Consider the following 6,764-nt stretch of genomic DNA (forward strand, 5'->3'; position numbering starts at 1 on the left):
TCTCCGCGTCGAGAACGAGCCCTCCCGGGCGACTCGGTGAAGAGGGCCGGGAGTCACGCGCGCATCCGATGCCGACGTGACACCGGCGTCAGCGCCCCAGCACTCCCGCGTACACCGCCAGGTACTCGTCGACCATCCGGTCCACGGCGAAGCGGCGGCGCGCGGTCGCCCGCACGGCCGCGCGGTCGAGGAGTCCGACCCGCTCGACCGCGGCGACCGCCTCCGACAGGGAGCCCACCGCGTACCCGGTGACGCCCTCGTCGATGATCTCGGCCATGGATCCGCGGCGGTTCGCGATCACCGGCGTCCCGCACGCCATCGCCTCGACGACGGAGAGGCCGAACGGCTCGTCGAAGCCGATCGGGTGCAGGAGTGCGAGCGCCCCGCCGAGGACGAGGGCGCGCTCCTCCGGCCCGACCGAGCCGCGGTAGACGACGCGCGTCCCGTCGACGAGCGGCTCGACCTCCTCGCGCCAGTAGCGCTCGTCCTGGACGATGCCGCAGATCAGGAGTCGGCGCCCCGCCGCGGCGGCGATCCGGACCGCCTCCGCCGTGCCCTTGTCGGGGTGGATCCGGCCGAGGATCACGAGGTCCTCTCCTCCGGATCCGGCGGGGAAGCCCTCCACGTCGATCCCGTGGTGCACCGTCGCCGCGTAGTCGAGCTCGGGGGAGCGGTCGCTGTCCGAGATCGACACCAGGTGCGCGGTGCGCGTGTGCCGCAGCGCCTCGCGGTAGGCGGGCAGGATCTCGGGCCCCGAGAAGCCGTGCACCGTCGTCACCAGGAATACGGCCGCGGCGGCGTCGACGTCGACGCAGCGGCGGATCAGGAGGCCGGCGCCGCGAGTGGCGTCCTCGCGGCCGTGCCCGGCGGGGAGGACCTACTCGAGGAGGAAGGCGCGCCCGTTGATCAGCAGCGTGTCGCCGTCGGTCGCGGCGAGAACGCCGAACTCGTCGACGGAGCGGGTGGAGTCCCCGGCGGTGTCCGAGGTCGCGGCGACAGCGGGAGTGGCTGCGGCGGCGGTGAGGAGGAGCCCGCAGGCGAGTGCGGTGATCACGGTCGTGCGGTTCATCGGCGTCGTCCTTGGCGTCGTGGTGGGCCGCTTCTCGTGGAGGCGGCGGGAACTGGTTCGAGCCTAGGGCGCCGAGCCCGTCAACGCCCTGGGTCGTTCCTTGGGTTCAGCTATGAAGTACCGTGCAGCCATGCCCTGGGGACGCCTCTACTTCGCCGTGCAGGCCCTCGGCGGCGCGGCCTGGTGGGTCGCCATGGCGCTCGTCTCCGCCGTGCGGATCGCGACGCTCGGCAGCCTCGATCCCGTCCCTGTCGCGGCTCTCGACCTCCCGCTGTTCGTCGGCGCCTCCGCTCTGGCCGCGGCCGGGATCCGCTGGGCGGCCGTCACCGCGACGGCCTGGACGCTCCTCGTCGCGGTCGCCCTGGCCGTCTGGGCCACCCTGACGGGGGAGGCGGGCTGGGGCGTCGTCGCGATGCTCGCCGCGGCGGGCGGCTCCGTCGTCGCGGCGTGCCTGCTCCTGCTCGGCCGGGTGCCCACGCGCTGGATCGCCTCCGGTCCCTTCACCTTCCGCGTCGCGACCGCCGGCCGACGGCCCGGATCGCACCTCGCCGCGACCCTCGGGCAGATCGCGGTGTTCTGGGGAGGCGCGCTGGTCGTCATCCCGCTGGTGATCGCTGGGCTGGAGTCGCGCTGGGGCGTGGGCCTCGGAGCGGCGCCGCCCGCGGTCGTCGGCGTCGGCGTCCTGCTGCTGGTCGCGGCGAGCGCGCTCGGGATCTGGTCGGGGCTCACGATGTCGCTCCTCGGCGACGGCACGCCGCTGCCGATCGCGATGACCAACCGGCTGGTGATCGCCGGCCCCTACCGCTGGGTCCGCAATCCGATGGCGGTCGCCGGCATCGTGCAGGGAGCGGCGGTCGGGCTGCTGCTCTCGTCGTGGCTGGTCGTGCTGTACGCGCTCCTCGGCGCCGTCGTCTGGAACCAGGCCGTGCGCCCGCTGGAGGAGGCGGACCTCGCCGCCCGCTTCGGAGCCGACTTCGAGCGCTACCGCTCGCGCGTCCGCTGCTGGGTGCCCCGCCGCCCGGAGCCGCTGCCGCGCCGGGGGTAGCCGCTGCCGCGGTGCGCTCGCCGAGGCTTTCCGCCCCCGCCGGGACACCGCCGCCAGGCCGGCGTCTCGTCGACGAGGGCTGTGTCTCGAGGCGCGGTCCGCTCCTCCGCCCCCACAACGCGCCTCTCGGGACGGCGACGCGCCTCGCCCGCCGACGCCGTCACTCCGCGGTGCGCCCGCGCCCCACCACCGCGGCGACCAGCCCCGCCGAGACCGCGGCCAGCGCGACCAGCACCCCGCCCACGCCGAGCGTCCCCGCCACGAGCGGAGTCGCGAGCGCCAGCGCGACACCGGGGAGAGCCAGGCGCGCGGGCATCGGCTGGTGCTCGCCGAGCGGCGCGTGCACCGCCCACAGGGTCAGGACGAAGACCGCGACCGGCACCGCGACGGCCGCGCCGATCACCGTGTCGGACGCCTCGAGGTGGCCCGCGGTCGCGGCGACGGCCGCCTCCAGCCCGGATCCCAGCGCCGCGAGGGCCGCGAACGCCGCGAAGTGCGCGTAGCCCCAGCGGTAGGAGAGGCCGCGCCGCCGCTCCAGCAGCTCGCCGGAGGGATGCGAGAACGACAGCCACCACAGCGCGAACACGATCACCAGCCCGCAGGCCGCGACCAGCACGAGCGAGGTGCTGACGCCCGCCTCCGTCACCGCCCGCTGCACGCCCATCACCGCCGCGAGGACGCCCTCGCCGAGCAGGATGATCGTGAACAGCCCGTACCGCTCGGCGACGTGGTGCGGATGCCAGTTCGCGTCGCCCGCCCGCTGCGCCCAGAGGGGCACCGCCAGCTCGCAGGCGACCAGGAGCAGGAAGCTCACCACCCCGACCTCCTCGGGCAGGAGCAGCCGCATCAGCCAGCCGACCTGCACGATCGAGAAGCCGACGGCGTTGCGCACGGCGGAGGTGCGGTGCTCCGGAGTGGACACGGCGACGCGGATCCACTGGCTCACCAGCGCGAACCGCATGATCGCGTAGCCGATGGTGATCGCCCGGTAGTCGCCCTCCTCGAAGGCGGCCGGCACTCCCGCCGCGAGCACCAGGACGCCGCCCATCTGGGCGAGGGTCAGCAGCCGGTAGGGCACATCGTCGGTGTCGTACCCGGAGGCGAACCAGGTGAAGTTCATCCACGCCCACCAGATCGCGAAGAACACCATGCCGAAGGGGAGGAGCCCCTCGGCGAGGTGCCCCTCCTCGGTCGCGTGGGCAAGCTGCTGGGCGATCTGCGCGATCGCGACGACGAAGGTCAGGTCGACGAGCAGCTCGAGCGGACTCGAGACGCGGTGCGCCTCGTCGATCGCGCGCGGCTGCATCCGCACGCGGAGGGGGTGCGCGGGGGAGGCGGGCATGCGCTCATCCTGCACCCGGAGGGCCGCTGCGCGAGTGCCGCGCCCGCCTCCCGCGACCCTCGGCGCCCGCCCTCGCACCGAGTGTCCAGACGTCGTCGCACTCGAGCGCGAGTGCGACGACCATCGGACACTCGCGGGCGGCCGGATCTCGTGCGGCCGGGCTCACACTCGCCGGGTACGTCGCAGCCGCGCCCCGCCCCGGCTTGCGCAGGGCCCCCGCCTACGATGGGTCGGGATGTCCCCCGAATCCGCGCTCGCCGCCCCGACCCGCGCGTCCCCGGGCGCCCGGCGGTCGCGGCGCGGGCCGCTCCTCGGGCTCGCCCTGGTCGCTGTCCTCGTGGCGACGCGCCTGCTCGCCCCGGACGTGGCGGGCGACGCCCTCTCGGACGCGGTGCGCGACTTCCTCACCCTCTCGATCAGCGTCGTCATCGAGTCGCTGCCGTTCGTGTTCCTCGGCATCGTCCTCTCGATCGCGGTGCAGCTGTGGGTGCCCGAGGCCGTGCTGCTGAGGATCCTGCCCAAGCGGGCGCTCCCGCGGCGCCTCGTGATCTCGCTGCTCGGCGTGCTCCTCCCGGTCTGCGAGTGCGGCAACGTGCCGCTCGCGCGCGGGCTGATCGTCAAGGGCCTCTCGGTGTCGGAGTCGATGACGTTCCTCCTGGCCGCGCCGATCGTGAATCCGATCACCATCGTCACGACCTACCAGGCCTTCGGCTGGGCCGACGGGATCCTCGTCTGGCGCATCGTCGGCGGCTTCGCGATCGCGAACCTCGTCGGCTGGATCTTCAGCCGCCACTCCGAGCCGATGAGCCTGCTCACCGACCGCTTCCGCGCTGCCTGCGAGGCGGGCGAGCGGCCCTCCCGCTCCCTCCGCGACCGCTCCCGGCGCAGCGTGCTGCTGTTCGCCGAGGAGACCGGGGCGATGATGCCGGCGCTGTTCGTCGGCGCCGCCATCGCGGGGCTGATCCAGGTCGGCGTCTCGCGCGACGTTCTGACCACTCTCGGCGGCGACCCGCTCTGGTCGGTGCTGGCGCTGATGGTGCTCGCGTTCGTCATCTCGATCTGCTCGAACGTCGACGCGTTCTTCGTGCTCTCGTTCGGCTCCACGTTCCTGCCGGGAGGCATCATCGCGTTCCTCGTCTTCGGTCCGATGATCGACGTCAAGATGCTCGCGCTGCTGCGCACCACGTTCTCGGCCGCGACGCTGGTTCGCGTCACCGTGCTGGTCGCCCTCGCCGCGGCCGTGCTGGGACTGGCGGTGAACTATGCGCTCTGAGCGCCTCCTCGCTCGCTGGAAGGGCGTCGTCCTCAGCCTGATCGGCGTCGTCTCGACCCTGTGGCTCGCGGCGACCGGCCGGCTCGGCCTCTACATCCACCCCCGCTACTTCGAGTTCTCGGTGGTGCTCGCCGTGATCGCCGGAGTGCTGCTGATCGCGGCGTTCGCGGTGGTGCCGGGAGCGGAGGAGGACGAGCACGAGCACGAGGACGACGTCGAGCACCTCCACGCCCCCGCGCCCGCCCGCCCCTGGCGCCGGGTGGTCGCGGTAGCAGCCGGAGTCGCGGTGATCGCCTCCGCCGCCGTCGCCCTGCTCGTGCTCCCGCCGGCCGCCCTCACCGCCTCGACCGCGACGCAGCGCGAGGTCAACACCAGCGCCGTCGACGCCTCCGTGACCGCCGCTGCGCCCACCGGCGACACCGCCTCGTTCAGCGTGCGCGACTGGGCGACCCTGCTGCGCCAGGGCGCGAGCGAGCAGTTCCTCGCCGGCCGCACGGCGACGGTGAGCGGATTCGTGACCCCCGACGCCTCCGACCCCGAGAACGTCTTCTACATCGCCCGCTTCGTCGTCACCTGCTGCGCGGTGGACGCGCAGCCGGTGGGCGTGCCGGTCTACCAGGCCGGCTGGGCCGACACCTGGTCGGAGGGGCAGTGGCTGGAGGCGAGCGGCGGCTTCGGCGCGAACCCGAGCGTCACCAGCGCCGAGGCGGTCGTGCTGGAGCCGGAGGCGCTCACTCCGATCGACGAGCCGGCGATGCCGTATGTCTACTGAGCGCGGCGCGACTCCCGAGCGCGGCGCGTCTCCGGAGCGCCGCACGTCGGCGCAGAGCGGGCGACGGTCCGAAGGCGGCGCGCGGCGGGCTCCCGGCCTCGACTCCGCAGGCGCCTCCCGCTTCCCACGGCTCTTCTGGGCGGTCGTCGCGGTGCTCGTCCTCGCGGTCGGAGGCCTGACCGCCGCCACCGTCGCGAAGGGGCCCCGGGTCGCCTCCCTCGAGGTCAGCACCGACGGCGTGGTCGAGCGCGACGGCTCCCGAGCCCGCCTGCACCTCGACCAGGCGCTCGAGCCCGACGCGCGCGACCGCGTCCGCGTCGCCCCGGACGCCCCGCACACCACCGAGCTCGACGGCGGCGTGCTCACCGTCACCTTCACCGACACCCTCCGCTACGCCACCCGCTACGAGATCGGGATCGACGACGCCCGCAGCGCCGCGACAGGCTCGGCCGCCGACGTCTCCGCCTCCTTCACCACGAAGGACCCCGACCTCTTCACCCTCGACCGCACCGCCGACGACCCCTCGCAGCCCGACGCCGTCCGCGTCCGCCCGCTCTCCGGAGGCGACGCCCGGGTCCTCGTCACGGCCGACCGGATCCAGGACTACGCCGTCGTCGGCCCGGTGCTGGTCGTCGTGACCATCGAGCCGGACGACACGAACCTCCTCCGCACGGTCACGCTCGACACCGGCTCCGAGGGCGTGATCCCGCTCCCCGGCCCCGGGACCGTGCGCGAGCTGCACTCCTCGCCCGAGAAGGGCGTGCTCGGCTGGACCTTCACGGGGCAGGCGCCGTCGGGCCCGCTCGACCGCGCCCTCTACTCCTACGACCTCACCGACCAGAAGGCCGAGGCGGTCCCCGTGCTCGGGATCGACGGCGGGCCGCTGCGGGCGCGCGACTGGATGTTCGTGCCCGGCACCACCTCCGTCGTCACCCACTCGCTCGACGACACGGTGCTCCTGCTCGACCTGCTGACGCCCGGCTCGATCAGCCCGCTCGGGCAGCACGCGGAGCTGCGCGGATTCGTGCCCGGCGCGAACCGGCTCGTGGTCGCCGATCCGGAGTCGAGGAGCAGGATCTGCACGGGCGACGCGGTCGCGCTCACGTCGGCCGGGGGGAGGGCGAGCGTCTCGACCGAGCCGTCGGCCAGGTCGATCAGCGAGCCCGACTCCGGATCGGCGACCACGAGCCGGTTCGCGCCGGGCACGAATCCGCGCAGCTCCGCGTGCTGCCCGAGCGGGCTGATCGAGCCGGGCGTCAGCAG

At 74.1% G+C, this 6,764-nt stretch carries 7 protein-coding genes; 4 read left to right on the forward strand and 3 right to left on the reverse strand.

From position 1 onward, the window contains the following. Nucleotides 1-88 precede the first annotated feature (88 nt). Together C5C82_RS13750 and C5C82_RS13755 are read right to left on the reverse strand one after the other, a co-directional pair. The gene (locus C5C82_RS13750; protein ID WP_258066129.1) at nt 89-778 is read right to left on the reverse strand and encodes a glycosyltransferase; all 690 of its coding nucleotides are present in this window, start codon (nt 776-778) and stop codon (nt 89-91) included. A gap of 99 nt (nt 779-877) precedes the next feature. Continuing rightward, complete coding sequence (locus C5C82_RS13755; RefSeq protein WP_104223384.1) at nt 878-1,069, reverse strand: hypothetical protein; 192 nt, start codon at nt 1,067-1,069, stop codon at nt 878-880. Between the two features lie 130 nt (nt 1,070-1,199). Between C5C82_RS13755 and C5C82_RS13760 the strand changes: the two genes are divergently transcribed. Further along, nucleotides 1,200-2,114 carry an isoprenylcysteine carboxylmethyltransferase family protein gene (locus C5C82_RS13760; RefSeq protein ID WP_104234071.1) on the forward strand — a complete coding sequence of 305 codons (915 nt, stop codon included), beginning with the start codon at nt 1,200-1,202 and terminating at the stop codon, nt 2,112-2,114. A gap of 160 nt (nt 2,115-2,274) precedes the next feature. Here the strand turns inward: C5C82_RS13760 and C5C82_RS13765 are convergent, their stop codons facing one another. Then, nucleotides 2,275-3,456, reverse strand: a complete 1,182-nt coding sequence (locus tag C5C82_RS13765; RefSeq protein ID WP_219814850.1) for a low temperature requirement protein A — start codon at nt 3,454-3,456, stop codon at nt 2,275-2,277. Nucleotides 3,457-3,691: 235 nt separating this feature from the next. Between C5C82_RS13765 and C5C82_RS13770 the strand changes: the two genes are divergently transcribed. The 3 genes from C5C82_RS13770 to C5C82_RS13780 form a co-directional block, all read left to right on the forward strand. Beyond that, nucleotides 3,692-4,729, forward strand: a complete 1,038-nt coding sequence (locus C5C82_RS13770; protein WP_104234070.1) for a permease — start codon at nt 3,692-3,694, stop codon at nt 4,727-4,729. Then, nucleotides 4,719-5,501, forward strand: a complete 783-nt coding sequence (locus tag C5C82_RS13775) for a TIGR03943 family putative permease subunit (protein ID WP_104234069.1) — start codon at nt 4,719-4,721, stop codon at nt 5,499-5,501. Before C5C82_RS13770 ends, C5C82_RS13775 begins: the two co-directional genes overlap by 11 nt. Continuing rightward, the coding region (locus C5C82_RS13780) for a hypothetical protein (RefSeq protein ID WP_146085995.1) at nt 5,491-6,764 on the forward strand (1,274 nt) is incomplete at its 3' end. The genes C5C82_RS13775 and C5C82_RS13780, both read left to right, overlap by 11 nt.

Origin of the sequence: Rathayibacter sp. AY1D5 (assembly GCF_002932515.1) — a bacterium.
Taxonomy (GTDB): Bacteria; Actinomycetota; Actinomycetes; order Actinomycetales; family Microbacteriaceae; genus Rathayibacter.

What these genes read in the sequence shown, in the direction of transcription:
- C5C82_RS13760 (WP_104234071.1), top strand. Translation starts at nt 1,200, where the DNA reads ATGCCCTGGGGACGCCTCTACTTCGCCGTGCAGGCCCTCGGCGGCGCG.
- C5C82_RS13765 (WP_219814850.1), bottom strand. Translation starts at nt 3,456, where the DNA reads ATGCCCGCCTCCCCCGCGCACCCCCTCCGCGTGCGGATGCAGCCGCGC.
- C5C82_RS13775 (WP_104234069.1), top strand. Translation starts at nt 4,719, where the DNA reads ATGCGCTCTGAGCGCCTCCTCGCTCGCTGGAAGGGCGTCGTCCTCAGC.
- C5C82_RS13755 (WP_104223384.1), bottom strand. Translation starts at nt 1,069, where the DNA reads ATGAACCGCACGACCGTGATCACCGCACTCGCCTGCGGGCTCCTCCTC.
- C5C82_RS13770 (WP_104234070.1), top strand. Translation starts at nt 3,692, where the DNA reads ATGTCCCCCGAATCCGCGCTCGCCGCCCCGACCCGCGCGTCCCCGGGC.